The sequence below is a fragment of the Nocardioides sp. URHA0020 genome (assembly GCF_000620705.1).
Classification (GTDB): Bacteria; Actinomycetota; Actinomycetes; order Propionibacteriales; family Nocardioidaceae; genus Nocardioides.
This window is the reverse complement of the sequence record NZ_KK211167.1, coordinates 351,486-378,112: the sequence shown is the minus strand read 5'-3', so window position 1 is coordinate 378,112 and position 26,627 is coordinate 351,486. Positions and strand designations below refer to the sequence as shown.

General features: G+C 72.3%; 25 protein-coding genes. 14 read left to right on the top strand and 11 right to left on the bottom strand.

Translation table 11 applies throughout. From position 1 onward, the window contains the following. Nucleotides 1–14: 14 nt before the first annotated feature. A complete protein-coding gene (locus tag N542_RS24370; RefSeq protein ID WP_051551600.1) occupies nt 15–608 on the bottom strand; it encodes a TetR/AcrR family transcriptional regulator in 594 nt (197 codons plus the stop codon). 60 nt (nt 609–668) lie between these two features. Between N542_RS24370 and N542_RS0110490 the strand changes: the two genes are divergently transcribed. Then, nucleotides 669–2,006: a carotenoid oxygenase family protein gene (locus N542_RS0110490; protein ID WP_036507514.1), complete on the top strand. Its 1,338-nt coding sequence runs from the start codon at nt 669–671 to the stop codon at nt 2,004–2,006. Nucleotides 2,007–2,435: 429 nt separating this feature from the next. On the opposite strand, the gene N542_RS0110485 is transcribed toward N542_RS0110490, so the two are convergent. Further along, nucleotides 2,436–3,329, bottom strand: coding sequence for a dimethylarginine dimethylaminohydrolase family protein (locus N542_RS0110485; RefSeq protein ID WP_036507271.1), 894 nt, complete (start codon nt 3,327–3,329; stop codon nt 2,436–2,438). Nucleotides 3,330–3,410: 81 nt separating this feature from the next. On the opposite strand from N542_RS0110485, the gene N542_RS24365 reads away from it, so the two are divergent. The 8 genes from N542_RS24365 to N542_RS0110445 are packed head-to-tail and all read left to right on the top strand — an operon-like array spanning nt 3,411 to nt 9,472. Further along, nucleotides 3,411–4,115: a GntR family transcriptional regulator gene (locus tag N542_RS24365; RefSeq protein WP_051551658.1), complete on the top strand. Its 705-nt coding sequence runs from the start codon at nt 3,411–3,413 to the stop codon at nt 4,113–4,115. Between the two features lie 17 nt (nt 4,116–4,132). Continuing rightward, nucleotides 4,133–4,537: a phage holin family protein gene (locus N542_RS0110475; protein ID WP_036507268.1), complete on the top strand. Its 405-nt coding sequence runs from the start codon at nt 4,133–4,135 to the stop codon at nt 4,535–4,537. A gap of 3 nt (nt 4,538–4,540) precedes the next feature. Next, on the top strand, nt 4,541–5,035 hold the full coding sequence (locus N542_RS0110470) for a low molecular weight protein-tyrosine-phosphatase (RefSeq protein ID WP_028643872.1): 495 nt from the start codon (nt 4,541–4,543) through the stop codon (nt 5,033–5,035). Then, nucleotides 5,032–5,907 (top strand): fructosamine kinase family protein, encoded by an 876-nt coding sequence (locus N542_RS0110465; protein WP_028643871.1) that lies wholly within the window; start codon nt 5,032–5,034, stop codon nt 5,905–5,907. The genes N542_RS0110470 and N542_RS0110465 overlap by 4 nt, the downstream gene beginning before the upstream one ends. A 52-nt stretch (nt 5,908–5,959) precedes the next feature. After that, nucleotides 5,960–6,664 (top strand): response regulator transcription factor, encoded by a 705-nt coding sequence (locus N542_RS0110460; protein ID WP_028643870.1) that lies wholly within the window; start codon nt 5,960–5,962, stop codon nt 6,662–6,664. Beyond that, complete coding sequence (locus N542_RS0110455; RefSeq protein ID WP_028643869.1) at nt 6,661–8,082, top strand: sensor histidine kinase; 1,422 nt, start codon at nt 6,661–6,663, stop codon at nt 8,080–8,082. The genes N542_RS0110460 and N542_RS0110455 overlap by 4 nt, the downstream gene beginning before the upstream one ends. Beyond that, nucleotides 8,082–8,606 (top strand): hypothetical protein, encoded by a 525-nt coding sequence (locus N542_RS0110450; RefSeq protein ID WP_028643868.1) that lies wholly within the window; start codon nt 8,082–8,084, stop codon nt 8,604–8,606. The genes N542_RS0110455 and N542_RS0110450 overlap by 1 nt, the downstream gene beginning before the upstream one ends. Nucleotides 8,607–8,623: 17 nt before the next feature. After that, nucleotides 8,624–9,472: an acyl-CoA thioesterase domain-containing protein gene (locus tag N542_RS0110445; protein WP_051551599.1), complete on the top strand. Its 849-nt coding sequence runs from the start codon at nt 8,624–8,626 to the stop codon at nt 9,470–9,472. On the opposite strand, the gene zwf is transcribed toward N542_RS0110445, so the two are convergent. The 6 genes from zwf to N542_RS0110415 all read right to left on the bottom strand — a co-directional run bounded on the left by zwf (nt 9,469) and on the right by N542_RS0110415 (nt 17,869). Next, the gene (gene zwf, locus N542_RS24360) at nt 9,469–10,914 is read right to left on the bottom strand and encodes a glucose-6-phosphate dehydrogenase (RefSeq protein WP_036507265.1); all 1,446 of its coding nucleotides are present in this window, start codon (nt 10,912–10,914) and stop codon (nt 9,469–9,471) included. The two genes, N542_RS0110445 and zwf, sit on opposite strands and share 4 nt — an antisense overlap. Nucleotides 10,915–10,940: 26 nt before the next feature. Continuing rightward, nucleotides 10,941–12,236 carry an anthranilate synthase component I family protein gene (locus tag N542_RS0110435; protein ID WP_028643866.1) on the bottom strand — a complete coding sequence of 432 codons (1,296 nt, stop codon included), beginning with the start codon at nt 12,234–12,236 and terminating at the stop codon, nt 10,941–10,943. Continuing rightward, entirely contained in the window at nt 12,233–12,793 is a 561-nt protein-coding gene (locus tag N542_RS0110430) for an anthranilate synthase component II (RefSeq protein WP_028643865.1), read from the bottom strand. Before N542_RS0110430 ends, N542_RS0110435 begins: the two co-directional genes overlap by 4 nt. A gap of 101 nt (nt 12,794–12,894) precedes the next feature. Then, nucleotides 12,895–14,832: an anthranilate synthase family protein gene (locus N542_RS0110425; RefSeq protein ID WP_028643864.1), complete on the bottom strand. Its 1,938-nt coding sequence runs from the start codon at nt 14,830–14,832 to the stop codon at nt 12,895–12,897. Between the two features lie 57 nt (nt 14,833–14,889). Then, nucleotides 14,890–17,076, bottom strand: a complete 2,187-nt coding sequence (locus tag N542_RS0110420) for a HelD family protein (protein ID WP_028643863.1) — start codon at nt 17,074–17,076, stop codon at nt 14,890–14,892. A 46-nt stretch (nt 17,077–17,122) separates the two neighbouring features. Then, nucleotides 17,123–17,869, bottom strand: coding sequence for an enoyl-CoA hydratase family protein (locus N542_RS0110415; protein ID WP_028643862.1), 747 nt, complete (start codon nt 17,867–17,869; stop codon nt 17,123–17,125). 111 nt (nt 17,870–17,980) lie between these two features. On the opposite strand from N542_RS0110415, the gene sigK reads away from it, so the two are divergent. The 4 genes from sigK to N542_RS24355 are packed head-to-tail and all read left to right on the top strand — an operon-like array spanning nt 17,981 to nt 22,567. After that, nucleotides 17,981–18,598 carry an ECF RNA polymerase sigma factor SigK gene (gene sigK, locus N542_RS0110410; RefSeq protein WP_028643861.1) on the top strand — a complete coding sequence of 206 codons (618 nt, stop codon included), beginning with the start codon at nt 17,981–17,983 and terminating at the stop codon, nt 18,596–18,598. After that, nucleotides 18,595–19,329 carry an anti-sigma factor gene (locus N542_RS0110405; RefSeq protein ID WP_028643860.1) on the top strand — a complete coding sequence of 245 codons (735 nt, stop codon included), beginning with the start codon at nt 18,595–18,597 and terminating at the stop codon, nt 19,327–19,329. The genes sigK and N542_RS0110405 overlap by 4 nt, the downstream gene beginning before the upstream one ends. Continuing rightward, nucleotides 19,326–21,305, top strand: coding sequence for an FAD-dependent oxidoreductase (locus tag N542_RS0110400; protein WP_028643859.1), 1,980 nt, complete (start codon nt 19,326–19,328; stop codon nt 21,303–21,305). Before N542_RS0110405 ends, N542_RS0110400 begins: the two co-directional genes overlap by 4 nt. Further along, nucleotides 21,302–22,567 (top strand): class I SAM-dependent methyltransferase, encoded by a 1,266-nt coding sequence (locus N542_RS24355; RefSeq protein ID WP_051551598.1) that lies wholly within the window; start codon nt 21,302–21,304, stop codon nt 22,565–22,567. Before N542_RS0110400 ends, N542_RS24355 begins: the two co-directional genes overlap by 4 nt. 300 nt (nt 22,568–22,867) lie before the next feature. Here the strand turns inward: N542_RS24355 and N542_RS0110390 are convergent, their stop codons facing one another. Continuing rightward, nucleotides 22,868–23,257, bottom strand: coding sequence for a PLD nuclease N-terminal domain-containing protein (locus N542_RS0110390; protein ID WP_028643858.1), 390 nt, complete (start codon nt 23,255–23,257; stop codon nt 22,868–22,870). A 161-nt stretch (nt 23,258–23,418) separates the two neighbouring features. On the opposite strand from N542_RS0110390, the gene N542_RS24350 reads away from it, so the two are divergent. Continuing rightward, nucleotides 23,419–24,216 carry a tyrosine-protein phosphatase gene (locus N542_RS24350; protein ID WP_051551597.1) on the top strand — a complete coding sequence of 266 codons (798 nt, stop codon included), beginning with the start codon at nt 23,419–23,421 and terminating at the stop codon, nt 24,214–24,216. On the opposite strand, the gene N542_RS24345 is transcribed toward N542_RS24350, so the two are convergent. Both N542_RS24345 and dinB read right to left on the bottom strand, forming a co-directional pair. After that, nucleotides 24,204–25,229 carry a YihY/virulence factor BrkB family protein gene (locus tag N542_RS24345; RefSeq protein ID WP_051551596.1) on the bottom strand — a complete coding sequence of 342 codons (1,026 nt, stop codon included), beginning with the start codon at nt 25,227–25,229 and terminating at the stop codon, nt 24,204–24,206. The genes N542_RS24350 and N542_RS24345 overlap by 13 nt on opposite strands. A 126-nt stretch (nt 25,230–25,355) precedes the next feature. After that, on the bottom strand, nt 25,356–26,594 hold the full coding sequence (gene dinB, locus N542_RS0110375) for a DNA polymerase IV (RefSeq protein ID WP_028643857.1): 1,239 nt from the start codon (nt 26,592–26,594) through the stop codon (nt 25,356–25,358). Nucleotides 26,595–26,627: the final 33 nt, after the last annotated feature.

The following is a 26,627-nucleotide window of genomic DNA, read 5'->3' as shown; positions in this document are numbered from 1 at the left end:
TAGCGGTCCCGCCCTCAGGCGGGCGGGCCCAGGGCGGTCAGCAGGTTGGTCAGCAGTGGTTGCAGGATCTGAGCCTCGGGGTCCTCGACCACGTGGCTCAGGCCGCTGAGCTCGATCATCACGTAGCCGTGCAGCGCCGCCCAGAACTGGCCGGCGACCGCCGCGGGGTCGCTCCGACGGATCGCCCCCGCGTCCATCACCCGCTCGACGACGGCGACCAGCTGACCGAAGGCCGCCAGCCCGACCTCGAGCTCGGTCTCCGTCAGGCGGTACTCCCCGAGCGAGGCCGAGCCGAACATCACCAGGTAGAGGTGCGGGTCAGCCAGGGCGTAGCCGCGGTAGGCGACCGCCGCCGCCACCAGGTCGGCGAGCGGGTCGGCGCTCGGCTCGACCTCCGCCACCCGGTCGTAGAGCCGCGCGAAGCCCTCCGCCACCACGGCGCGCACCAGCGCCGGCATCCCGCCGAAGTGCGTGTAGAGCGCCATCGTCGACGTGCCCGCGTCCCGGGCCAGCCGACGGGCCGACAGGGCGCCCGGCCCCTCCTCGCTGAGCACGTCGGCCGCGACCTCGATCAGGCGGCGGCGTACGTCGGGGTCGGGCGCTGGCATGGTTGCCATCCTGTCATAACGGCGTTATGGTCGATCGATAACACCGTTATGGAGGCCGAGATGAACCGGTACCTGCAGGACAGCTTCGCTCCCGTCCACGAGGAGCTCACCGCCGTCGACCTCGAGGTGACCGGGTCGGTCCCGGACCACCTCGACGGCCGCTACCTGCGGATCGGTCCCAACCCGGCCACCGACCCGGGCGAGGGCTACCACTGGTTCCTCGGCGAGGGGATGGTGCACGGCGTACGCCTGGAGGACGGGCACGCCCGCTGGTACCGCAACCGCTACGTCCGCCCGCAGGGCGCCGACTTCGCGCCCAACACCAACGTCTTCGAGCACGCCGGGCGCACGCTCGCCGTCGTCGAGGCCGGAGGCACGCCGTACGAGCTCACCCACGACCTCGACACCGTCGGCCCGTGCGACCTCGGCACCGTCACCGGCGGCTACACCGCGCACCCCCACGAGGACCCGGCGACCGGCGAGCTGCACGCGCTCTCCTACAGCTGGACCCGCGGCAACCTCGTCGACTACTCGGTGGTCGGCACCGACGGCCGGGTCCGGCACCAGGTCGAGATCGAGGTCACCGGCAGCCCGATGATCCACGACTGCGCGCTGACCGAGCACTACTTCGTCGTCTACGACCTCCCGGTCACCTTCGACCTGGGCATGGTCGCGGGCGAGACGCCGCGACCGCTCCAGGCCACGGACCGGCTGATCGACCAGACGCTGCGCGGCGAGACCACCCGCAACCTGCCGTACTCCTGGGACGCCGACTACCCCGCGCGGATCGGGCTGCTGCCGCGCGACGGCACCGGCGCCGACGTCCGGTGGTTCGAGATCGACCCGTGCTACGTCTTCCACACCCTGAACGCCTACGAGGCGGGCTCGGAGGTGATCATCGACGTGGTGCGCCACGACCGGATGTTCGCCACCGACTTCACCGGGCCCAACGAGGGACCGGCGTACCTCACCCGCTTCACCGTCGACACGATCGCCGGCAAGGTCCGCGAGCACCGCTTCGACGAGCACAGCCAGGAGTTCCCGCGCCACGACGAGCGGCTCACCGGCCGCCGGCACCGCTACGGGTACGCCGCCGGCGTGGTCGCGGCCGGGATCCGCACGGGTGACTCGGTGCTCAAGCACGACCTCGTCGCGGGCACCACCGTCGAGCGGCGGCTCGGGGCGGGCCGCGAGGTCAGCGAGTTCTGCTTCGTCCCCTCGGCCGCCGACTCCGCCGAGGACGACGGCGTGCTGATGGGCTACGTCTTCGACCCGGTCGCCGGCACCAGCGACCTCGTGCTGCTGGACGCCGAGACCCTCGAGGACGTGGCCGCCGTCCACCTCCCCGGCCGCGTCCCCGCCGGCTTCCACGGCAACTGGACCCCGACCACGGCCTGACCCGGCCGTTCGGCGGTGGAGGTCCGAGCCGCGAGCGGTGGTTGAGGTGCGAGCCGCGGACGCCGTGAGCGGTGGTTGAGGTGCGAGCCGCGCCAGCGGCGAGCCTCGAAACCACCCGACCCACCGCCGGCGACAAGGACGAGTCGCTGAGGCGTGGTTTCGAGGCTCAGGCCTGGCGGCCTTCACACCTCAACCAACGGGACCGGTGGTTGAGGTGCGAGCCGCGGACGCCGCGATCGGTGGTTGAGGTGCGAGCCGCGCCAGCGGCGAGCCTCGAAACCACCCGACCCAGCACCGGCGAGACCGACGAGTCGCGCCGCGGTCGGCGATCGAGGTCCGAGCCGCTCCGCCGTGGTTTCGAGGCTCAGGCCTGGCGGCCTTCGCACCTCAACCACCGACGCCGGCGGCGAGCCTCGAAACCACCCACGCTCAGACGGGCGGGAGGATGACCTCGCCGCCGGGGACGGAGGGCAGGTCCCGGCCGATCTGCACGTCGACCGGGTTGGTCAGGCAGCGGATCGAGCCGCCGCCCTTGTGGAACTCCGACAGGTCGAGGATGACGACCTCGAAGCCCCACTCCTCGAGCTGCGCGCGGACCCGGTCGGGGCAGGCCGGCATCACGATGGTCGAACCGATGACGATCGAGTTGGCGCAGAACGTCGTCAGCGCCTCCTCCTCGGTCAGCACGAGCGGCTCGGGCACCAGCGCCAGCAGCGCGGCGGCCGAAGCCTCGTCGAGTGCCGACGGGCAGACCAGCGCCCGCCGCTCGTCGAGCGGGCAGAAGGCCAGGTCGAGGTGGTACATCCCCGGGTGCGTGATCCGCAGCCCGCGGACCCGGATGTCGAGCTCCGTCGCGAGGTGCTTGAGCGCGAGCTCCTCCGTGCGGGGCCCGTAGCCCACGACTAGCGCGTCACCGAAGGCGAAGGCGTCGCCGGCCTCGAGGTGCGCGCCGACCCCGTCGGCCCCGACGTACGACGTCGCGAACCCCTGCTCGGCGAACCACGGCTGCGCCGAGCGGGTCTCCATCCGGCGCTGCGGGTAGCGCATGTGCGACATCACGACCTGCGGGGCGCCGTCCTCGGCGACCAGGCCGAGGCCGAGGTTCATCGCGTAGACCATGTCGGGGGCGTCGGCACGCTGCGGGAGCACCGACACGGTGCCGCCGAGGCGCTCGATCGTCGCGACCAGTGCGCGCCACTGGGCCATCGCCAGCGCCGGGTCGGGCTGGTCGGACGGGTCCATGAACGGGTTGATGACGTACTCCACGCGGAAGTGCGTCGGCTCGACCATCACGTAGTGACGGCCCCAGCTGAGCTGCTCCATGGATCCCTCCAGACACTGATCACGGCGATTGCATGATTGTCGGACAATCTGACATAGCGAGTGTAGAGCACAATGGGCGCCATGTCCCATCCCGGACCCGAGGGCGCCGACTCCCCGTTCGACTCGCTGCACCTCGAGCTCTCCTCGACCGTCGACCGGGTCGCCGTCGAGCTGCGCCGGGCGGTCTTCGACGGCGAGCTCGAGTCCGGCACGCCGCTGCGCGAGGTCGCGCTGGCCGCGTCGCTCGGCGTCTCCCGGCCCACCGTGCGCGAGGCCCTCGGCATCCTGGTCGCCGAGGGGCTGGCCACCCGCGAGCCCAACCGCGGGGTCTCGGTCTCCACCCCGGACCCCGACTCGGTGCGCGACATCTGCCGGGCCCGGCTGGTGCTCGAGGGCGACGGCGTACGCCGCTGGCCCACCGCGGGCGACACGCTGCGCGACGCGGTGCGTACGTCGTTGGTCCGCTACACGAGCGCCGTGCGCGCCGGCGGTTCCTACCAGGAGCTCAACGAGCGGCACCTCTCCTTCCACGTCTCCCTGGTCGGGCTCGCGGGATCGCCGCGGCTGGTCGCGATGGCCGAGAGCCTGATGGTCGAGCTCAAGCTGGCCCTCGCCCAGGTCGACCGGATCCGCCGCAACGCCCACGACCAGGCCGACAGCCACACCGCGCTGGTGATGCTGCTCGAGCGCGGCGACCTCGCCGGCGCCGAGACCTTCCTGGAGAAGCACCTCGCCGACGCCGAGCGGTCCATCCTCGACGCACTCGGCCTCTCCGCGGGCCGCTGACCCGCTAGCCTGCGCTCGTGGGACTCCTGAGATTCATCGGCTGGCTGGTCACCAACGCCCTCGCGCTCGCCGCGGCCGCGTGGCTCTTCGACGGCATCGGCTTCACCGAGGGGCCGGACTGGCAGGACAAGCTGTGGCCGCTGCTCTTCGTGGCGCTGATCCTCGGCATCGTGAACTCGTTCGTGAGCCCGGTGCTGAAGTTCCTGTCGATCCCGTTCATCATCATCACGCTCGGGCTCTTCCTGCTCGTGATCAACGCGCTGATGCTGCTCTTCACCGAGTGGCTGGCCGGGCTGTTCGACATCGGCTTCTTCGTCGACGGGTTCTGGAACGCCGTCGGCGGCGCCATCGTGATCACCATCGTCACCTGGATCGTGGGCCTGGTCTTCGGCGACAACACCGAGCACCCGCCGGCGTACTGACCGGTGCTGCCGCCAGCGCGCACGCCCGGCACCTATCGCATCGAGCTGGTCTGCCTCGGCAACATCTGCCGCTCCCCCACGGCGCACGTCGTGCTGGAGGAGCGGCTGGCCGACGCGGGACTCGGTGACGTCGTGCGCATCTCGAGCTCCGGCACCGGCGGCTGGCACGTCGGCGACCCGATGGATCGCCGCGCGGCGGCCGCGCTGAGCCGGGCGGGCTACGACCCGACCCGCCACCGCGCCCGCCAGCACGACCCGGCCGACGACGCCGACCTGGTGCTGGTGATGGACGACGCCAACCTGGCCGACGTCGGCGGGCGCACCGCGCGGACCGGCAAGTTCCGCGACCTCGACCCCGCTGAACCCGCGAGCGACGTACCGGACCCGTACTACGGTGGTGACGACGGCTTCCAGGAGGTGCTGACGATGGTCGAACGTACGGCGTCCGCCATCGTCGACGCGCTGCGCCGCGAGCAGCCCTGGACCGACCCGGCGTGACCCGCCAGCCGCTGGTCGCCAGACGTGCCGAGGAGCTCCTCGGGACGTCGGTGATCGCGACCGCCCCGGTCGCCGGCGGCGACATCGCCACCGCCACCCGACTGCGCCTCAGCGACGGCACCACGGCCCTCATGAAGACCCTGCCGCACGCGCCCGAGGACTTCTTCACCGACGAGGCGGAGGGACTGCGCTGGCTGGCGGCGGCCGGCGACGGAGCCGCGCAGGTGCCCGACGTCCTCGGTGTCGACCACGAGTGCCTGATCATCCGGTGGGTGGAGCCGGGCAAGCAGTCGGTCGACGCCGCCACCGCCTTCGGCCGCGAGCTCGCGGTCACCCACGCGGCCGGCGCCGACCGGTTCGGCCTCGACCGCGACGGCTACATCGGCAAGCTGCCGCTGCCCAACAAGCCGACCGAGACCTGGGCGGAGTTCTACGCCGTCCGCCGGGTGCTGCCCTACCTCAAGCTGGCCCGTGACCGCGGCGCCGCCGACGAGGAGGACGCCGCGACGATCGAGGCCCTGGTCGCCCGGCTCCCCGCCCTCGTGCCCGACGAGCCGCCGGCGCGGCTGCACGGCGACCTGTGGAACGGCAACGTGCTCTGGGGCCTGGACGGCCGCGCCTGGCTGATCGACCCGGCGGCGTACGGCGGCCACCGCGAGATGGACCTCGCGATGCTCGCGCTCTTCGGGCTGCCGCACCTGCCGCGGATGCTGGACGCGTACGCCGAGGCCTGCGCCGACACCCGGCCGCTCGCCGACGACTGGCAGGAGCGCGCGCCGCTGCACCAGATCTTCCCGCTCCTCGTGCACGCCTGCCACTTCGGCGGCGGGTACGCCGCCCGCGCGGCGCAGGCCGCGGCGACGTACCTCTGACGGCTGTGCGTCTTCTCAGTACGGGTTCAGGCGTGGCTGGCAGAGTGACCCCGTGAGCACCGCGCCCGTACCCCGCCCCCGTGTCCTCGTCGTCGACGACGACAAGGCGGTCCGCGAGTCGCTGCGGCGCTCGCTCGAGTTCAACGGGTACGACGTCTCGCTGGCCGCCGACGGCGCCGAGGCGCTCGCCGGCATCGCCAACACCGACCCCGACGTGGTGGTGATGGACGTGATGATGCCCCGCCTCGACGGGCTCGAGGCGACCAGGGCCCTGCGCAAGGCCGGCAACGACCTGCCGATCCTGGTGCTCACCGCCCGCGACGCGGTCGGCGACCGGGTCGAGGGTCTCGACGCCGGCGCCGACGACTACCTCACCAAGCCCTTCGCGCTGCAGGAGCTGCTCGCCCGGCTGCGCGCGCTGCTGCGCCGCGCCGTGCCGCGCGAGGACGACCTGGACGAGACCATCGGCTTCTCCGACCTCTCCATGGACATCGCCACCCGCGAGGTCCGGCGCGGCGACCGGCTGATCGAGCTGACCCGCACGGAGTTCACGCTGCTCGAGATGTTCCTGCGCCGCCCGCGCCGGGTGCTCGAGCGCTCCTTCATCCTCGAGGAGGTGTGGGGCTACGACTTCCCCACCACCGCCAACTCGCTCGAGGTGTACGTCGGCTACCTCCGTCGCAAGACCGAGGCGGAGGGCGAGTCCCGGCTGATCCACACCGTGCGCGGTGTCGGCTACGTGCTGAAGGAATCGTGACCGACCTTCCTCCTCCCCCGGATGTCGAGCGCGGCTGGCACTACCGCAGGTCCCTCGCCTCCCGGGTCACCCTCCTCACCGCGCTGGCGGCCGGTGCGACGGTCGCGCTGATGGCGCTCGGCGCCTACATCACCGTGCGGATGCAGCTGCAGTCGACGCTCGACGACTCGCTGGTCCAGCGCGCGAAGACGACCGCCACCGACAGCCTGTGCAACAGCAGCAACAGCGACGCGACGTCGGAGTACTTCGGCGCCGCGGACGTCTGGGTGGCCTGCATCGACTCCACCGGCCGCGGCATCGTGATCGGCCGCAAGGCCGACGAGCCGCAGAAGCTCCTCGGCGACCCGGAGATCGCGGTCGCCCAGGACAAGCGGAGCACGTCGGTGCGCACCGTGAGCGGCAACGGCACCCGCTGGCGGGTGGCTGCCGCGCACCGCGACGACGGCACCACGATGGTGATCGCGCAGTCGCTGAACTCGCAGGAGGACCTGCTGGCCCGGCTCGGCGTCGTGATGCTGCTCTTCGGCCTCGCCGGTGTCATCGGCGCCGGCCTCGCCGGCTGGGGCGTAGCCCGCAACGGCCTGCGCCCGGTGCGCCGACTCACCGAGGCCGCCGAGCACATCGCGCGCACCGAGGACCTGCGGCCGCTACCGGTCGAGGGCGACGACGAGGTCGCGCGCCTGGCGATGGCCTTCAACCAGATGCTCACCGCGCTCGCGGCCTCCCGCGACCGGCAGCGCCAGCTGGTCGCCGACGCCGGCCACGAGCTGCGCACCCCGCTCACCTCGCTGCGCACCAACCTCGACCTGCTCAGCCAGGTCGACGGCGCCGGGGGCGGCGGCCTGCCGCCGCAGGCGCGCGCCGAGCTGCTCGAGGACGTCCATGCGCAGATCGAGGAGCTCACGACGCTGATCGGCGACCTCGTCGAGCTGGCCCGCGACGAGCCGTTGACCCACGTGGTGGAGCCGGTCGACGTACCCGAGCTGGTCGACCGGGTCATCGCCCGGGTCCGCCGCCGGGCGCCCGGCCTGTCCTTCGACGTCGAGATGGCGCCCTGGTACGTCGTCGGCGAGAGCCCCGGCCTCGAGCGCGCCGTCACCAACCTGCTCGACAACGCCGCGAAGTGGAGCCCCGAGGACGGCACGGTCACGGTGCGGCTGATCGACGGCACCCTGACCGTCGACGACCAGGGTCCCGGCATCGCAGCCGTCGACCGGCCGCACGTCTTCGACCGCTTCTACCGCTCGCAGGAGTCGCGGGGGATGTCCGGGTCGGGGCTCGGGCTCTCGATCGTGCGCCAGGTCGCCGAGCGGCACTCCGGCTCGGTCACCGCCGACGACGCGCCCGGGGGCGGCGCCCGCCTCGTGCTCCGGCTGCCGGGTGCCTCGACGCCGGTGCCGACCTGGACCCCCGCCTGATGCGCGCCGCTCTCGCCGCGATCACCGCGGCCGGCCTGCTCGCCCTCTCCGCCTGCTCCTCCTCGGGAAGCGACCCGTCGGCCGCGCCGACGACCGCTCCCTGGAGCCCGTGCGACGGCCTCACCCCCGCCTCGGTCGGCCGGCTGGTCGGCGCGGCGGTGACGGAGGCGAACGGCAGCGTCGCCTCACCCCGGTGCACGTTCGCCCCGGTCACGAAGGGCGGTGCGGCGTACGACGTCAGCTACCTGTGGTTCGACGGCGGGCTCGACGCGGCCCTGGACGCGATGGGCGCGACCGGTGCCCAGCTGAAGCCGATCGACGTCGCGGGTGCCGACGCCGCCCGGCTGGTCGTCAGCCCGAGCAAGACCGGCGTCCTGGTGACCGGGTTCGTCCAGACCGGCGGACTGGTGCAGAGCGTCAACGCCGCCCAGCTGCCGCCGTACGACGAGCAGCAGGTCGTCACCGGCACGAAGGCGCTGCTCGCCGAGCTCGCGCGGCAGGCGCCGGCCTCCCCGTCGGGGTAGTCCTCCACAATGGCCCCGTGACCGACGAGATCTCCTTCTTCACCCACGACGGCGACGACCTGGTCCCGACCGCCCTGGCCTGCAGCATGTGGAGCGACGACCAGCTGCACGGCGTCGCGGTCAGCGGCGCCCTGGCCCGCGCGGCCGAGCAGTGCCTGGCGGCGACCGGTCGCACGGACCTGCGTCCGGCGCGCTGGGTGGTGGACCTCTTCAAGGCGGCGCGGATGCAGCCGTGCACGTTCGCGACCACGGTCGTGCGGGAGAGCTCCCGGATCTGCCTCGTCGACGTGACGCTCACCCAGGGCGACGTCCGGGTCGCCCGCGCGTCGGCCACCTTCCTCAAGCCGACGGCGACGGCTCCGGGCGCCGTGTGGCAGCCCGCCGAGCGGCCCTCCCCGCCGCCGCTCGACGTCGCGCCCGAGAGCGACCAGCCGCGGGTGCCCTTCCTGCGCTCGTCCTCGCCCTGGTCGCAGAACTTCACCGAGCACCAGAACGCCGACCGCAAGTCGTCGTGGACCAGCGCGATCCCGGTCGTGCCCGACGAGCCGCTCTCGCCCTTCCAGGCCGTCGCGGCGGCCGCCGACGGCGCCAGCATGGTGACCAACTGGGGCGCCAACGGCGTCGAGTACATCAACACCGACATCGCGCTCACGCTGGCGCGCCCGCCGGTCGGCGTGGAGATCGGGCTGCTCGCCACCGACCGCGTCGAGCACGACGGCATCGCGTCGTGCACGACCGCGGTCTTCGACCGGGCCGGTGCGCTCGGCACCGTCACCGTCGCGGCGCTGGCGAACGCCCGGCGCACCGTCGACATGGGCGGCGTGGAGTACTCCGACGACGGCCAGCGACGGGCGACCCGGGTCTAGATCCCCGTCGCGTTGGGGTCGCGCCAGGAGCGCTCGAAGGGCAGCCGCCACGCGTGCGGCGCGATCAGCTGGTGGATGGCGTTGGGGCCCCAGCTGCCGGGCGAGTAGGCGCGCACCGGCGACGGGTTCTCGAGCAGCGGCGTGGACTTCTCCCACAGCGTCTCGATGCCGTCGGCGGTGGTGAAGAGCGTGTGGTCGCCGCGGATCGCGTCGTGGATGAGCCGCTCGTACGCCTCCAGCACGGCACCGGACGAGCTGGTGTCGTGCGTCGCGAACTGCATGGAGAGCTTCTCGAGCTTCATGCCCGGGCCGGGGCGCTTGCCGTAGAAGGACAGCGACATCTTCGACTGGTCGGCCAGGTCGAACGTGAGGTGGTCCGGGCCCTGGGTGCCGGCGTTGGAGCCGGAGGGGAACATCGTCAGCGGCGGCTCCTTGAACGCGATCGAGATGATCCGCGCGCCCTCCGCGAGCTTCTTGCCGGTGCGCAGGAAGAACGGGACGCCGGCCCAGCGCCAGTTGTCGATCTCGACCTTGAGCGCGATGAAGGTCTCGGTGTCGGAGTCGTCGGCGGTGTCGTGGTGCTGCCGGTAGCCGCTGTACTGCCCGCGGACGACGTTGTGCGGCTCGAGCGGCCGCATCGAGCGGAACACCTTGTTCTTCTCGTCGCTGATCGGACCGGGCGCCAGGGAGGTCGGCGGCTCCATCGCCATGAACGCCAGCACCTGCATCAAGTGGGTGACGACCATGTCGCGGTAGGCGCCGGTGGACTCGTAGAACTTGGTGCGTTCCTCGAGGCCCAGGGTCTCGGGCACGTCGATCTGGACGTGGTCGATGAAGTTGCGGTTCCAGATGGGCTCGAAGAGCCCGTTGGCGAAGCGGAAGGCGAGGATGTTCTGGGCCGCCTCCTTGCCGAGGAAGTGGTCGATCCGGAAGATCTGCGTCTCGTCGAAGACCTGGTGCAGCCGCGCGTTGAGCTTCTTCGCGGACTTCAGGTCGGTGCCGAAGGGCTTCTCCATGATGATCCGGGACCGCTCGACCAGGTGCGCCTCGTCGAGCTGGCGCACGACGTCGAGCGCGGACTTCGGCGGCACGCTCAGGTAGTGCAGGAAGTTGACCTCGCGGCCGGCCTCCGCGACCTCGGACTCGGCCTCGCGCACGGCCGCCGCCAGCGCCTCCGGCCCGGCGGACTGCGGGACGTAGGTCAACAGGTCCGAGAACGGCTCCCACCGGGCGTCGGTCACCGCGCGGTGGCCGAACTCGTCGCAGGAGCTGCGGGCGATCTTGACGAAGGTCTCGGTGTCGATGTCCTCCAGGGAGGTGCCGACGATCCGGGAGTCCTCGAGCAGGCCCGCCTCCCAGAGGCGCAGCATGCCCGGGAGCAGCTTGCGACGGGCGAGGTCACCGGTCGCACCGAAGAGGACGATCACGTGCGGGTTTTCCATGGAACGAGGGTAGACCCGACGTGTGTCTAGGTGATGACGGGCGGCCGCCCGGGCGTCACGGCGGCGAGCAGGCGGTCGGCCTTCCAGCGCGACTCCGCCCACTCGTCGTCGACGTCGGAGCGGACGGTCACGCCGCCGCCGGTGCCGAGGAGGTAGCGGCCGTCGCCGGCGGTCATCAGGCTCCGGATCACGACGCCGAGGTCGGCGCGACCGTCGGCGCAGATCCAGCCGAAGGCCCCGGCGTACGGGCCCCGCGGGGTGTCCTCCACGGCCTCGATCACCTGCATCGTGCGGAGCTTGGGCGCGCCGGTCATGGAGCCGGCGGGGAAGAGCGCGCGCAGCGCGGCGACCGTGCTCACGTCCGGGCGCAGGCGTCCGCGGACGGTGCTCACCAGCTGGTGCACCGACTCGTAGGACTCGACCTCCATCAGCGCCAGGACCACGACCGTGCCCGGCTCGCAGACCAGGGAGAGGTCGTTGCGGAGCAGGTCGACGATCATCAGGTTCTCCGCGCGGGTCTTGGGGTCGCTCGCGAGGTGCCGGCGCAGCGCCTCGTCCTCCTCCCGCGTCGCTCCCCGCGGGGTCGTGCCCTTGATCGGCTTGGTCTCGAGCATCCGCTCGGCGTCGATCAGCGCGTAGCGCTCCGGGCTGGAGCTGAGCAGCCACGCCCGCGCACCGGGCACGTCGTGCTGGACGAACCCGGCGTACGGCGCGGGGTTGAGCTCGCGCAGGCGCAGGTACGCCGCCACCGGGTCGAGGTCGCTCTCCGTCGCCACCCGGTAGGTGAGGTTGACCTCGTAGCTGTTGCCCGCGTGGAGCTGCTCCTGGACGCGGGTGAAGGCGGTGGCGTAGGCGCTGGGAGTTTCACCGCTTGGGCGGTGAAACTGCGGGTTCTGCGACGTAACTTCGTCCAAGAACCCCGAGTTTCGTTGATCAACCCCGTGGTCGAAGAGCCGCACGTGGGACGGGCGCATCCAGACGGCGTCCGGCAGCCCGGAGCCGGACGACGCGGGGAGGTCGGGCCGGCAGGCGTAGCCGAGGTAGCCGAACCACTGGTCGGTCGGCGAGCCGGCCGCGAGCTCGGCCTCGAGTACGGCGAACACGTCGTCCCCGACCACGTCCGCCCGACCGCCGGCGTGGCGGGTGACGACGCGGGTCGCGGCGTCGTACGTCAGCGACACGTCCTCGGGCTCGAGCCACCCGACGAGCGACCGCCGCCCCGACCACTCCCGGGCGCCGCCGCCGTCCAGCCAGAAGCACCGCTCGTGCGACGCCGCGACGGAGCGGAGGACCGACACCGGGTCGAGGGGCGGCGCCGTCACGGGAGCCCCAGGAAGTTCGCGACCAGCCGGGCGCCGTGCTCGGAGAGGATCGACTCGGGGTGGAACTGGACGCCCTCCAGCGGCAGCGTGCGGTGCCGCACCCCCATCACCACGTCGCCGACGGTCGCGGTCACCTCGAGCGCGGGAGGCACGTCCAGCGCGGCCAGCGAGTGGTAGCGGACGGCCGTCAGCGGCGTCGGGATCCCGGCGAAGACCCCGCGTCCGTCGTGCTCGACCGCGGCCACCTCGCCGTGCGCGGGCGGGACCCGGCCGACCCGGCCGCCGTACGCCGTCACGAGGCCCTGCATCCCGAGACAGACGCCCAGCACCGGCCGCGACGCACGGCGCAGCACCTCGCCGCCGACCGCGAAGTCCGCCACGTCCGCGGGGTGTCCCGGACCGGGTGACAGCACGACGTGCGAGTGCCTCAGCACGTCGTCGGCCGACACCTCGTCGTGCTGCACGACGGTCGGCAGCACGCCGGTCACGGAGGCCACCAGGTGGACGAGGTTCCACGTGTAGGAGTCGTGGTGGTCGACCACGACCACATCGATCACAGGCTCACCTGCCGCAGGGAAGGCGGAGGGCCCGATGAAGCTGGGGGGCAGTCTTCACCGGGCCCACGAACGGCGCCGCCGTACGGCGAAGACTACGCTCGTCACCCGACGTTGTCGCTGGCATCGAGCAGAAGGTCTCGCACCAGCGTGTGCAGCAGGTCGAAGCCGTGCTCGGTGAGGATCGACTCGGCGTGGAACTGGATGCCCCGGTAGTGCGGGCCACGCAGCAGGTGGATGTCACCGGTCCGCCCGTCGGCCTCGACCTCCACCCCGGCGGGCGCCCCGCTCGCGTCCACGCGGCCCACGAAGGTGTTGTAGAAGCCGACCCGCTCGGTGCGGCCCTCGATGCTGACCGGCGACTGGGTGCCCTGGAAGACGATGTCCTTGTAGGCCAGCGGGATCCCGAGGTGGTGGCACAGCGCCTGGTGGCCCAGGCAGACCGCGAGGAACGGCCGCTCGGCGGCCATCAGCTCGGCGACCGCGGCGCGCAGGTGCGCCATCTTCGGGTCGTCCCCGTCGCGCGGGTCGCCCGGACCGGGCCCGACGATCACCAGGTCGAACCCGTCGAGGCTGCCGGGTTCGTAGTCCTCGTGGCGGACCACCTCGCTGGACATGCCGAAGACGCCGAGGACGTGGCGCAGCATGTTCACGAAGTCGTCCTCGCCGTCGAGGATCACCACGGACCTGCCGGCCAGCCGCGGGTCCGGGGCGGCGCCGCCCTGGTCGGTCAGCCAGAAGCGGGAGAGCCGGCGGTTGCGGGCGTTGAGGGCGAGCAGCACGTCCTCGTCGTTGACCAGCTCCGCGACGTCGACGCTCGGCGTCGGCGCCAGCGGCACCAGGCCGAAGGCGCTGAGGATGCCGCCGGCCTTGGCGTGCGTCTCGGCGACCTCGTACGCCGCGTCGGAGTCGCGCACCAGGGTCGCGCCGGCCGTGACCGTGAGCCGGCCGTCGAGGCCGACGTCGGCGGTGCGGATCACGATCGGGCTGTCGACCACCGGGCCGCCCTGCTCGTCGCGGCCCAGGATCGCGAGGGCCGCGCCGTAGTAGCCACGGCCGACGGTCTCGTACTTCTTGATCAGGCGGCAGGCGTTCTCCACCGGCGAGCCGGTGACGGTGGCGGCGTACATGGTGTCGCGCAGCACCTCGCGCGGGTCGCGGTCGGTGCGACCGGCGAGGAGGTACTCGGTGTGGACGAGGCGGCTCATCGGCTTCAGGAACGGGCCGAGCACCTGGCCGCCCTCGTGGCAGATGTCGCACATCATCTTGAGCTCTTCGTCGACGACCATGAAGAGCTCGAAGATCTCCTTCTCGTCGGCGAGGAAGTCGAGCAGCTCGCGCTTGAGGCCCGGGCCGGCGTCCGCGTCGGCGTCGCGCGGGATCCGGAAGGTGCCGCTGATCGGGTTCATCCGCACATCGCCACCGTGGATCGACACGTGCCGCTCCGGGCTGGCGCCGATCAGGAAGCGGTCGCCGGTGAAGAAGACGTAGGTCCAGTACGACCCGCGCTCGCGCTCGAGCAGTCGCTTGAAGACCGTCAGCGCGGTGTCGGCGCTCCAGTCCGCGACGCTGGCGCGGTAGTGCCGGCCGATCACCAGGTTGGCGCCCTCCCCCTGCCCGATCTCGTCGCGGATGATCGCCTCGACGAGCTTGCCGTACTCCTCGTCGTCGGTCTCGAAGCCGCCGCGATCGGAGAAGTCGACCCCGGTGTCGTCGATCGCGTCGATCACCTCGGCGACCGAGAACTCCAGCTCCGCCTCGACGTCCACGACCACCAGCGGGGTGCCGTCGTCGTGGGCCTCGAAGCCGCGCTCGGTGACCTGGCGGAAGGGGATCGCCACCAGCCGGTCGGCGATGTGCCCGGGCTCGGGAACCCCCTCGGCGAGAGGCACGTCGAGGATCGACGCCACCGTGCTGCGCCGCCCGCCCACGATCCCGACGGTGGGCCGGTCACCGACCCGGGTCGAGCGCCGGATGATCGCCCACGCCTCGTGCCCCTGGATGGCCGCGATGGCTTCCCGGGCAGAGGTGGTCGTCGTCATGGGGCCAAATCTAACGGTGGTCGGGGCGGGAGGACCCCCACGCCCGAGCCTCGGAACTCAGCCGAGCGTCGTCAGCAGCTGCGTGGCACGCGTCAGCACGACGTACAGCGTCGCCCGGCCGGTGGTCGACTCGTCCTCGATCTCCTGCGGCCGCACCACGACGATGCCGTCGAACTCCAGGCCCTTGGTGTCCAGACCGGTGAGCACCACGATCCGGTCCTCGCCGGACGGCGTGACCGTCGAGTCGACCGCCGCCCGGGCACCGGCAGCGTCGTCGGCGAGCTCCGGCCACGAGGCCAGCCAGGCGTTGACCTCCGAGCGGCGCGCGGCGGGCACGACGATGCCGACCGTGCCCGCGACCTCGGACGCGATCGCGGCGACCGCCTCGCGGGTGGCGGCCTCGAGCTCGCCGTCGCTGACCCCGGTGCGGATCACCGGGTCGACCCCGGTCGAGCGGACCGCGGTCGGCAGGTCCACGTCGAGGCCCACCCGGTCGGCGTACGCCGCGGCGTGGGCGTAGATCTCGGAGGAGTTGCGGTAGTTGGTGGAGAGGTGGAACTCGTGCAGCTGCTTGCCGTCGAGGGCGGCCGCGCGGGCGGCGGCGGACTCGGCGGGCACCGGCCACGAGGACTGGGCCGGGTCGCCGACGATCGTCCACGACGCCGTACGCCCGCGCCGGCCGACCATCCGCCACTGCATCGGCGTCAGGTCCTGAGCCTCGTCGATGAGCACGTGCGCGAAGGGGTCGTCCTCGATCCGGTGGGTCGGCGGCGCCCAGGCGCGTCCCGACGGGGCGAACTCACGGTCGGCGGCGGTGAAGAGCTCCTGCATGTCGATGCCACCGTCGAGCAGGCTGGTGTCGGACAGCGTCGCCTCGTCGTCGGTGCGCGCCGGCACGTCGCCGATCGCGTAGCGCAGCTCGTCGAGCAGCGGGACGTCCTGGACGGAGAAGTCGGTCGCGTCGCCCCACGACTTCAGCAGCAGCAGCTGCTCCTCGGGGCGGAGCACGCCCTCGCCGACGCGAGCCAGGAACTCCGGCTCCCGCAGCCAGGCGAAGACCTCCGACGCGTCCAGCGGCGGCCACCAGGCGGCCGCGAAGTCGAGGAAGCTCTGCTCCGAGGTCATGTCGTCGTTGAAGGCCTCGCGCCCGCGGTCGCGACCGCGCTCACCGCGCACCTGGCGCCACATCGCGTCGAGCAGCGTGCCGACGACGCGCGGCAGCTGCCGGTTGCGCCGGCCCTGCGACATCAGGGTCCGCCGGATCGTGCCCAGCTGGCCGCGCGTGAGGACGATCGTGTCGTCGCGCCAGAAGATCCGGAACTCGTGCGGGCTGCCGGGCGCCTGCTGGCGCGCCGTACGCCGCATCACCTCGGCCATCGCCTCGGAGCCCTTGACGTCGGCGACGGCCGGGTCGTCGTGGCGGGTCGCGCGCACGCCGTCGACGACCTCGCCCAGCGAGCGCAGCGCGACCGCGGTCTCACCCAGGCTGGGCAGGACCCGCTCGATGTAGCGCATGAAGACGCCGCTGGGGCCGACGACCAGGACGCCACCGGTCTCGTAGCGCCGGCGGTCGGTGTAGAGGAGGTACGCCGCGCGGTGCAGCGCGACGACCGTCTTGCCGGTGCCGGGACCGCCGGAGATGGACACGACGCCGCGTCCGGGGGCCCGGATCGCCTTGTCCTGCTCGGCCTGGATGGTGGCGACGATCGAGTGCATCGAGCGGTCGCGGGCCCGTGAGAGCTGGGCCATCAGGGCCCCCTCGCCGATGATCGGCAGGGCGGTCTCGGCCTCGGCGTCGAGCAGCTCGTCCTCGACACCGACGACGGTGCGGCCCGCCGCGCGGAGCACCCGGCGGCGTACGACGCGCTGCGGCTCGGCGGCCGTGGCCTGGTAGAAGACGGAGGCCGCCGGGGCGCGCCAGTCGATCAGCAGCGAGTCGCGGTCGTCGTCGCGCAGCCCGATCCGGCCGATGTAGCGGGGGTGCGGGTCGAGCTCGGGCTGCATGTCGAGGCGGCCGAAGACCAGACCCTCGTGCGCGGCGTCGAGCTGCGCGATGCGACGCGCGGCCTGGAACACCATCGCGTCCCGCTCGACCAGGCCACCCTCGTGGCCCAGCCGGCCACGGCTGTGCCCCTCCTTGGCGAGCTCCTGAGCCGCCTGGGCGGACACCTCGAGCTGGCGGTAGACCCGCTCCACGAACGCCTGCTCGGCCGCGATCTCCCGCTCGACCAGCTCTTCCGACACGCCTGTCCCCTCAACCGTTCAGCGAGTCGTCAAGCCTACCTGGCCATCACTTCTTCCGGGACAGGAAGGCCGTCATCGCCTCGCGGGCCTCCTCGGAGGCGAACAGCCGCGACGAGAGCTGGGCCATCTCGTCGCCGTGGGCGTCGATGCGGGCGAGCAGGTCACGGTTGAGGATCCGCTTGGACTCGCGCAGGCCCTGCGGGGCGCCGGTGGCCAGCGACGCGCAGACCGCGGCCACCTCGGCGTCGAGCTCGTCGGCGGGGACGGCCTTCGTCACCAGCCCGTACGCCGCCGCCTCGGTGCCGCTGAAGACCTCGCCGCCCAGCGTGGTCAGCGCGGCGGCGCGCGGGTGCATCCGGGCGTGCACGGTCAGGGAGATGATCGCGGCGGCGAGGCCGAGCTTGACCTCGGTCAGCGCGAAGGTGGCGTCCTCGGCGGCGAGCACGACGTCGGAAGCGGCGACGATGCCGATCCCTCCCGCGCGGACCGCGCCGCCGAGCCGGGTCACGACCGGCTTGTCCATCGCGACGATCAGCCGCTGCAGCGCCACGATCGTGCGGGTGCCCTCGTCCATGCCCTCGGCCGCGGCCTCCGACAGGTCGGCACCGGAGCAGAAGACCCGCCCGGTGGAGGTGATCAGGACGACCCTCACCCCGGGGTCCGCTGCGGCGCTCTCGAGGCCCGCGACCAGCTCGGAGACGAGCTGACGGGACAGCGCGTTGCGGTTGTGGGGCGAGTCGAGGGTGATGGTCGCCACCGTGTCGGCGACGGCGTAGTGCACGAGCTCGGGCATGCCGTCATCCTGCCGCACCGCTCCGGCGAAATAGTCGCCCGTCGGTCCAATCCGTCGCGGGACGGGCGCCGAATCACTCGCAACCGACCACGCGTGGGCAAGGATCAACACATGGAGCACCTTCGACCGGTGAGCTCCGGGGACCCGTCTCCTGACGGCCCACCCGGTGCCGACACCGGCCTGACGCCGGACCTGGCGGACCTGCTGCGGCGGTCCGGGCGGGCCGACGAGGCGGCGTTCGCCGAGCTGTACGACGCCACCTCCCGGCGGGTCTACGGCATGGCGCTGCGGGTCGTCCGCGACCCGGCGCAGGCCGAGGAGGTCACGCAGGAGGCGTTCCTCGAGATCTGGCGCACCGCCGGCCGGTTCGACGCCGGCAAGGGCAGCCCCTACTCCTGGATCCTGACGATCACCCACCGCAAGGCGGTGGACCGGGTCCGCTCGGCGGAGGCCTCGACCCGCCGCGACACGACGTACCACCAGAGCGACCAGCCCAGCGACCACGACACGACCGCGGAAGCGGTCCATGCCTCACTCGAGGCACACCGCGTCCGCGGTGCCCTGAAGACCCTCACCGAGGTCCAGCAGGAGGCCATCAGCCTCGCCTACTTCGGTGGCTACACGCACACGGAGGTGGCGACCATGCTCGATCTTCCCGTCGGCACCGCCAAGACCCGGATCCGAGACGGCCTCATCCGGCTGCGCGACGCATTGGGGGTCGGCGCATGACCACGCCGAACGACGTCCACGCCCTGTCCGGCGCCTACGCCGTCGACGCCCTCGACGACATCGAGCGCGCCGGCTTCGAGCGCCACCTCGCCGAGTGCGCCGACTGCCGGGCCGAGGTCGCCAGCCTCCGCGAGGCGGCGGGCCTGCTCGCCGAGGACGCCGCGACCGACCCGCCGCCCGCGCTGCGGGCCCGGGTGCTGGCCGACATCACCAAGGTGCGCCCGCTGCCGCCCGAGGTCGTCACCGTCCACCCGGCCGCGAGCCCGAGCCGCCGGGGACGGGGTGCGCGATTTCTGGCTGCGGCTGCTGCGGTCGTAGTGCTGGGGGGTGGCGCCACGGTGGCGTGGCAGCAGCCCTGGCAGGACGGCACCACCCAGCAGTCCGCCGCACAGTCCGTGCTGAGCGCCGACGACGCCCGGAGCACCTCGCTCGACTTCCCCGGCGGCGCCAAGGCGACCGTCACCCACTCCGACTCGCTCGGTGAGGCGGTCATCGTCACGGAGAAGATGCCGCCCCCGCCGGACGGCAAGGTCTACCAGCTCTGGCTCGACCAGCCCGGCAAGGGCATGGTCTCCGCGGGCACGATGCCGGCGAAGCCCGACCAGACCGTGCTGCTCACCGGGGACGCCGCCAGCGCCACCGGAGCGGGCATCACCGTCGAGCCCGAGGGCGGGTCGACGGCACCGACGTCGGAGCCGATCGCGCTCTTCGACTTCGGCGACCAGGCATGACCGATCCCTCGCCGGGCTCGCGACGCGTCGCGGTCGTCGGCTCGGGGGTCGCCGGCCTGACCGCGGCGTACTTCGCGTCACGCTCGGCGTCGGTCACCCTCTACGAGGCCGACGACCGGCTCGGCGGGCACGCCGACACGCACCAGGTGGGCGACCTCGCCATCGACACCGGCTTCATCGTCCACAACGAGCGCACCTACCCGGTGCTGCTGCGGATCTTCCGCGAGCTCGGGGTCGCCACCCAGCCCTCGGAGATGTCGCTGTCGGTGCGCGACGACGCCACCGGGCTCGAGTGGGCCGGCGCCCTAGGTCGTACGGGACTCTTCCCGGACCGCAGCAACCTGTCGCGGCCGGCGTACCTGCGGATGCTCGCCGAGGTTCCCCGCTTCCACCGCCGGGCCCGTCGGCTGATGGACGGTGAGGGGCCGGACCAGACGCTGAGCGCCTTCCTGGACGCGGGGCGCTTCACGCCGTACTTCCGCCGGCACTTCATGGAGCCCCTGGTCGCATCGGTCTGGTCCTGCGACCCGGCCGTGGCGCTGGACTACCCGGCCCGCTACCTCTTCTCGTTCCTCGACCACCACGGCATGCTCGGCATCTTCGGCTCGCCCGAGTGGCGCACCGTCACCGGCGGCTCGCGCACGTACGTCGAGCGGGTGGCCGCCCGGATCGACGACATCCGCACCGAGACCAAGGTGACCTCGATCCTCGAGAGCGCCGACGGGGTCGAGGTGACCGACGGCAACGGCGTCGTGACGACGTACGACGCCGTCGTGATCGCGACCCATCCCGCCCAGGCGCTGACGATGCTGGCCGCACCGACCGCCGCGCAGCGCGAGGTGCTCGCGGCGCTGCGGTACTCCCCCAACGTCGCGACGCTGCACACCGACGTCAGCGTGCTTCCGCGCGCCGTCGGTGCGCGGGCCTCGTGGAACTTCCGGCGCCCCGTCGAGGCCACCGGCCACGTGATGGTCACCTACGACCTCACCCGGCTGCAGCGGCTGCCCACCGACACCCACTACCTGGTGACCCTCGGCGGCGAGGACCTCATCGACCCCTCGACGGTCATCGACCGGATGGAGTACGAGCACCCGCTCTACACCCCGCAGTCCGTCGCCGCCCAGTCCCGCCTGGGCGAGATCGACACAGACCGGATCGCCTTCGCCGGTGCGTACCACGGCTGGGGATTCCACGAGGACGGTGCGCGGTCAGGCCTGGCCGCCGCCGAGCGGCTGGGGCTGCACGGGGGGAAGCCCCAGCCGCACACCTCGCCCGTGACCCCGGCGATCTACGCGACGACGATCCGGCACACCCGTCGTACGCCGTGGAAGCGGTCGTTCACGCACCGCTCCCACACGTGGTTGGTCGACGTCGACGCGCTGCCCGAGCACGGGCTCCTCAGCCCGGTCCTGGGCAGCTTCGAGGCGCGGGACCACCTGGGCGCCCCCGACCGCTCCATCCGGCACAACGTCGCCGCCTTCCTCCAGCAGGAGGGCATCGAGCTCGGCGACGGACAGGTGCTGATGGCCGCGCAGCCGCGCGCGTGGGGCTTCTGCTTCAACCCGATCACGGTCTTCTGGGTCCGGCCCGCCGCGGGGGCGCCGTGCGCGGTCGTCGAGGTCCACAACACGTACGGCGACCGCCACGCCTACCTCGTCCATCCCGACGAGCGCGGCCGGGCGACGACGGCCAAGCAGATGTACGTCTCGCCCTTCCACGGCACCGACGGCACCTACCGGCTGGCCGTCCCGGTGCCGGGCGACGAGCTGCTGATCAGCGTGGACCTGACGACCGACGACGGTGCCGCGTTCAACGCCTCGCTGACCGGGCACCGCAGCGACGACGGTGCGGTCCGCGCCGCGCCGGCCGCGCTCCGGGGAGCCCTGCTCATCCGCGTGCACGGGATCTGGCTGTGGCTGCGCCGCCTCCCCGTCCGACCCCGCCCCGACCACCACCACCAGGAGGGTGTCCGGTGACGCTCGCACCCACCCGACCCGTCCCCGGATCCTGGCCCGGCCTCGACGGCGTGCCGCGCGGTCCGCGCACCGCCGTCTCCGCCGCCGTCGCCCGCCGGCTGTTCGTGGCCGCCGTACGTCGGCTCCCCGTCAGCGTGACCCTCGAGGGCCGCGTGATCGGTGCCGGCGGACCCACGATGACCGTGCACCGGCCCGACGAGCTCTTCGCCCGACTGGGCCGCGACGGCCTGATCGGCTTCGGCGAGGCCTACCTCACCGGGGCCTGGGACGCCGAGGACCTGACGCCGTTCCTGACGGTGCTGGCCGCCGACATCGCCGACCTGGTCCCGCGACCGCTGCAGCGGCTGCGCGGCTTGGTGCAGCACCGGATGCCGCGGCAGCACCGGACGTCGAAGGACCAGACCCGCGAGCTCATCGCGCACCACTACGACCTGTCCAACGACCTCTTCGGGCTCTTCCTCGACGAGTCCCTGAGCTACTCCTCCGCGCTCTTCGAGCGCGACCTCGCGCTCGACCTGGTCACCGCGCAGCACCGCAAGATCGACCGGCTGCTCGACGTGACCGGGGTCGGCGAGGGCACGCGCGTCCTGGAGATCGGCACCGGCTGGGGCGAGCTCTCGATCCGCGCGGCCGCCCGCGGCGCCACCGTCCGCTCCGTGACGCTCTCGACCGAGCAGCAGACCCTGGCGCGCGAGCGCATCGAGGCCGCGGGGCACAGCCACCGGGTCCAGGTCGACCTGTGCGACTACCGCGACGTGGCGGGCGAGTACGACGTCGTCCTCAGCGTCGAGATGATCGAGGCCGTCGGGCACGAGTTCTGGCCGACGTACTTCTCCGCCATCGACAGCCTGCTCGCGCCTGGTGGCCGGGCCGGCATCCAGGCCATCCTGATGCCGCACGATCGGATGCTCGCGACCCGCGGCGGCTTCACCTGGATCAACAAGTACATCTTCCCGGGCGGCTTCCTGCCCTCCGCCGAGGCGATCGACGAGGTCACCGCCGAGCACACGTCGCTGCGCGTGACCGACCGGCTCGCGTTCGGCCACGACTACGCGGAGACCCTGCGCCGCTGGGACGAGACCTTCCTCGCGCGCGCCGACGAGGTCCTCGGGCTCGGCTTCGACAACACCTTCCTGCGGATGTGGCACTTCTACCTCTGCTACTCCCGCGCGGGCTTCGCCTCCGGCTACCTCGACGTCGAGCAGGTCCTGCTCGAGCGTCGTACGCCGGTGGTCGAGCAGCGAAGGCGCGCTGGCGCCTGAGCGTCGTCGAGACCCCCGCAGCCCACACGCGACGCCGAGCGGGGTGCGACGTACGGCGTAGCCGGTGGTCGAGCAGCGAAGGCGCTCTGGCGCCTGAGCGACGTCGAGACCCCCGCAACCCACACGCAACGGCGACCGACGCGAACGACGCCCTGCGCACGCTGCGGAGGTTTCGAGGCTCGGGCCTGGCGGCCCTCACACCTCAACCACCGGGGAAGGGGTTTCGAGGCTCGGGCCCGGCGGCCCTCACACCTCAACCACCGGTACGCCGTACGGCCCTCACACCTCAACCACCGGTCCTCAGGCTTCGGGGGTGGAGCCGTCCTCGTCGCGGGCGCGACGCTGCTGCTCGTCGTACTGCTTGCGCTGGGCGTCGGCGCGCTCGCGGATCTGGCGCAAGAACTCGGCGTCCTTCTCCGGGTCGACAGCAGCGGCGCGACCGGGGCGGTCGTACTCGGGGAAGTCGGGCTGGGTGCGTTCGTACGCCGAGCGCCGGGGGGAGGAGGTGTCGGGGCGACCGGCCACCAGCCAGGCGATGGAGCCCACGAACGGGAAGAAGAGGATCAGCACGATCCACGCGACCTTGGGCAGGTTGCGGATCCGGTCGCCCGGGGTGCTGATCGCCTCCACGAGGCAGAACACCCAGAGCGCGAACGTCGCGATCCCCACCAGCAGCTCGAGCTTGATCATGGCGCCGAGTGTGGCGGATGTCGGGTGGGTCCGTCCCGGAATCGCCCGACACCACCAAGGGGTCGGAGCCGTCGGCGTACACGCACCCGCCGACCACCGCGCGCCGCTGACCGGCGGCGCAGGTGGACCGGAGGTAACGGTGCCAGCCCTATGCTGCGGGCGTGAGTGACGCGCCGACCACCGACGAGACCGCCCCGCGCGAGCTGGCCCGACTGGCCTCCGCCGACAACTTCCGCGACGTCGCCGGCACCGGGTCGGGCTACCCGGTCGCGAGCGGCGGCCACGTCCGCCGGGGGGTCTTCTTCCGCTCCAACGAGCTCCAGCTCTCCTCTGCGGACGCGACGGCGCTCTCCGAGCTCGGCATCACCCGCATCCACGACCTGCGTGGCCAGATGGAGATCGACGCGCACCCCGACGTCGAGGTGCCGGGAGCGACCTGGCGCCACGTCGAGGTCTCGGGCATCCCGATGGAGCTGGTCTCCGGTCTCGAGGACTCCACGGCGGCCGAGCGGGTCATGCGCCAGGTGTACGACGTGTTCGTCCGCGCACCCGAGGCCCGGGCGGCGTACGCCGAGCTGCTCACCGAGCTCGCCACCGGACCACTGCCGCAGCTCTTCCACTGCACCGCCGGCAAGGACCGCACGGGGTGGGCCGCCGCGCTCCTCCTCGAGATCGCCGGCGTCGACCGCGCGACGATCCTGACCGACTACCTGCTCACCAACACGTTCTCGTCGGCCACCCGGCAGAAGTACCTCGGCCTGATCGCCGAGCACCTGGGCGAGGACAAGAAGGCCGTCTACGAGCCGACGATGGTCGTCGCCGCGTCGTACCTGCAGACGGCGTACGACGCGGTCACCGAGCTCTACGGCTCGGTCGACGGCTACCTGCGCGACGGGCTCGGCCTCGACGACGACCTGCTCGCCGCACTGCGCACCCGGCTGGTCGACTACGACGCGTGATCGGCGTCGTCGTCGGGGTGCTGCTCCACCAGCCGCAGCTTCTGGGTGTCGGTGAAGGTGACCTCGACGGTCTCGAAGCCCTTGTGCCGTTGGGCTAGCGCGTAGCCGGTGTAGGCGCGCTTGTCTGCCTCGGTGAGGTTGACCCGGTCGGTGAACGGGGTGAGCAGCGCCCGGGGCCACAGCCGCCGGTTGAGCACCACGTTGACCTCGATGCCGATCATGCCCATGACCGCGGCGATGTAGATGATCCCGATCAGACCGAGGACGACCGCGAAGGTCTGGTTCATGCCCTTGGTCTCGGTGACGACCTTGGTGACGTACGCCGTCCCGGCGTACTGCAGGACCTGCCAGAGCAGCGCCGTCGTCAGCGCCCCGGGCACGGCGCCCCAGAACCGGTGGCCGCGCGACGTGCCGAAGCGGAACAGCACCGTGAGCACACAGGTCATGACCACGATGCTGAGCACCGTGATCGGCCAGCTGTAGGACGTGATCGTCTCGCCGAGGACCTTGGTGTTGGAGGCCAGTGCCGAGCCGACCGACAGCGTCAGGAGCGCGACCCCCGCGGTCATCAGGAGGCCGAGGCTCTTGAGCCGCAGCAGCAGCGGGTTGGGGCGGCTGTTGCGCGGGACGGACCAGGCGATGTTGAGCGCGTTCTGCAGTGCCTGGCCGAGCCCCAGCGCGCCGTACAGCGCGACCAGGGAGCCGATCACGATCGCCGCGGTGGACCCCTGGAGGCCCTCGGGCTGGCCGAGCTGGTCGCCGATGATCGGGAACTGGGCCAGCGCGGAGTCGATCAGCTCCTCGCGAAGCGCGTCGTTGTCCTGGATGAGGAGGCCGAGGATCGAGTAGCCGAGAAGGAGCAGCGGGAAGATCGCGACGAAGGCGTAGTAGGTGATGATCGCGGCGAGGTAGTTGCCCTGGTCGTCGAAGAACTTGTAGATGACGGCGAGCGGGAATCCGACGGGAGGGAACCTCCGCTGGGCGCGATCGGCGCCGTCGATCACCTTGCCCACACGCACACGCTACTCAGGTCCGACGCCGACCACCGGCGGCACGACCCACGGCGTCCAGATGATCGTGGCGGTGAGCGCGGCCTTGGTCGGTGCAGCGAGGTCGGCTGTCGGCGTACGACGTGGCGGTCAGCGTGGACCGGGGCCGGGGTCCGGCAGCGTGGGCATCTCCAGCCCGACGTGCCGGCCCACCAGGACCGCACGCCGGACCGAGCTCGAGCCGAACCTGTCCCGCACCCGGTCGAGCGCGACATCGAGGCTCCCGGCCGCAGCCTCCGCCGCGAAGAGCGGGAGCTCGAGCTGCTCCTCACCGCTCGCGTCCCCGAGCCCGGAGATGGTGATGCCGAGCAGCGTGCATCCGCGCTCCTCGATCAGCGGCCAGGCCGCGTCGAGCAGCTGGCGGCCGGTCTCGAGCCAGGTGACCGTGGAGGCCGTCGAGCGGGGGATCGTGCTCGAGCGGGTCGCCCGCTCGAAGTCGTCGAACCGCAGCCGGAGCGTGAACGTCCGTCCGATCCGCTCGCCGTCGCGCAGCCGCCGGGCCACCCGGTCGACCAGCCCGGCGAGGAGGGCGTCCAGGTCCTGGCGGGACTTGCGCTGGCCGGCCCGGCCGATCGCCGACTGCGACCCGATCGAGCTGCGTCGCCGACCGACCTCGACCGGGCGGGGGTCTCGCAGGTTGGCCAGCGCCCACAGGTGCCGCCCCGCGGCCTTGCCCACGGCGGTGCTGAGCTCCGCCTCCTCGCGGCGCGCGAGCTCACCGATCGTCCGGATGCCGTCGGCGTGCAGCTTGCCGGCGGTGATCGCGCCGACTCCCCACAGCCGCTCCACCGGCAGCGGGTGCAGGAACTCCCGCTCGCGGTCCGGGGCCACGAGCAGCAGGCCGTCCGGCTTGCAGACCGCGCTCGCGACCTTGGCGAGGTACTTCGTGCGGGCGATGCCGACCGAGATCGGCAGGCCCACCTCGTCGCGCACCCGTCGCCGGAGCAGTGCGCCGATGGTCTCCGGGTCGCCCACGAGCCGGCGCAGGCCGCCGACGTCGAGGAACGCCTCGTCGATCGAGAGGCCCTCGACCAGCGGCGTCGTGTCGTCGAAGATCTCGAAGACGGCGCGGCTCGCCTCGACGTACGCCGCGAAGCGCGGCGGCACCACGATCGCGTCGGGGCAGAGCCGCTGCGCCTGCCGCCCGCCCATCGCCGACTTCACGCCGTACGCCTTGGCCTCATAGCTGGCCGCGAGCACGACACCGCCGCCGACGATCACCGGGCGCCCGCGCAGTCGCAGGTCGTCGCGCTGCTCGACGGAGGCGAAGAAGGAGTCCAGGTCGGCGTGCAGGATGCTCGCCGTCTCGCTGGTCCGGATCCTCGCCACCCTGCCATGATCGAACATGTGTTCGATCATGGC

Coding starts and splice junctions, on each gene's coding strand:
- N542_RS24370 (WP_051551600.1), bottom strand. CDS start 608: ATGCCAGCGCCCGACCCCGACGTACGCCGCCGCCTGATCGAGGTCGCG.
- N542_RS0110490 (WP_036507514.1), top strand. CDS start 669: ATGAACCGGTACCTGCAGGACAGCTTCGCTCCCGTCCACGAGGAGCTC.
- N542_RS0110485 (WP_036507271.1), bottom strand. CDS start 3,329: ATGGAGCAGCTCAGCTGGGGCCGTCACTACGTGATGGTCGAGCCGACG.
- N542_RS24365 (WP_051551658.1), top strand. CDS start 3,411: ATGTCCCATCCCGGACCCGAGGGCGCCGACTCCCCGTTCGACTCGCTG.
- N542_RS0110450 (WP_028643868.1), top strand. CDS start 8,082: ATGCGCGCCGCTCTCGCCGCGATCACCGCGGCCGGCCTGCTCGCCCTC.
- zwf (WP_036507265.1), bottom strand. CDS start 10,914: ATGGAAAACCCGCACGTGATCGTCCTCTTCGGTGCGACCGGTGACCTC.
- N542_RS0110425 (WP_028643864.1), bottom strand. CDS start 14,832: ATGACGACGACCACCTCTGCCCGGGAAGCCATCGCGGCCATCCAGGGG.
- N542_RS0110415 (WP_028643862.1), bottom strand. CDS start 17,869: ATGCCCGAGCTCGTGCACTACGCCGTCGCCGACACGGTGGCGACCATC.
- sigK (WP_028643861.1), top strand. CDS start 17,981: ATGGAGCACCTTCGACCGGTGAGCTCCGGGGACCCGTCTCCTGACGGC.
- N542_RS0110405 (WP_028643860.1), top strand. CDS start 18,595: ATGACCACGCCGAACGACGTCCACGCCCTGTCCGGCGCCTACGCCGTC.
- N542_RS0110400 (WP_028643859.1), top strand. CDS start 19,326: ATGACCGATCCCTCGCCGGGCTCGCGACGCGTCGCGGTCGTCGGCTCG.
- N542_RS0110390 (WP_028643858.1), bottom strand. CDS start 23,257: ATGATCAAGCTCGAGCTGCTGGTGGGGATCGCGACGTTCGCGCTCTGG.